The organism is Microbacterium sp. H6 (assembly GCF_003314775.1).
GTDB classification, from domain to species: domain Bacteria; phylum Actinomycetota; class Actinomycetes; order Actinomycetales; family Microbacteriaceae; genus Microbacterium; species Microbacterium oxydans.
In genome coordinates, this window is sequence record NZ_QOAY01000027.1 from 17,581 (window position 1) to 18,253 (window position 673).

Annotated in this window: 1 protein-coding gene; it reads left to right on the top strand. The window is 70.9% G+C overall.

Annotated elements, in window-relative coordinates:
* Positions 1–125 precede the first annotated feature (125 nt).
* The coding region (locus tag DSP71_RS01280) for a phosphotransferase (protein WP_258546198.1) at positions 126–673 on the top strand (548 nt) is incomplete at its 3' end.

Below are 673 nucleotides of genomic sequence, written 5' to 3' on the forward strand. Positions count from 1 at the left end.
CCGCGGCCGATCGCTATGCCGATGCGCACGGCACCGCTGAGCTCGACGCCTACAACGCCTATCTGGAGGGCCTCCGTGACGACCGCCGCTGAGCCGGTGCGGTGCCCGTCGGGCAGGATGGACGGATGAGCATTCCCTCCGCTTCCCTCGACGTGCCGATGAAGGTTCGCGAGCTCGCGCGCGGTGCCGCGCTCGAGCCGGTCTGGCTCAACGGGATCGGCGGGCTGACCTTCCGCACCGACGACGGGCGGTACATCAAGTGGGGCCCACTCGACGACGAGGCGAACATGCGCGACGAAGCCGAGCGCATGAGGTGGGCACGAACGTGGATCCCCGTACCGGAGGTGATCGAGCAGGGCCAGGACGACACGCACGAGTGGCTCGTCACGGTCGCGATCGATGCCCGCAGCGCCGTCGACCCCCGCTGGGCCGACCAGCCGGAGACCGCGGTGCGAGCGGTCGGGGTCGGCCTGCGGATGCTGCACGATGCCCTGCCGGTGGCCGAGTGCCCCTGGGAGTGGAGCACGCAGTGGCGGATCGCCAACGCCGCCGATCGCGGCACGGTCGTGCCAGAGGATCTGCTCCAGGTACCGTCGATCGACCGGTTGGTGGTGTGCCACGGCGACGCCTGCATGCCGAACACGCTTCTCGACGCGGAAGGCCGGCCGGCCGC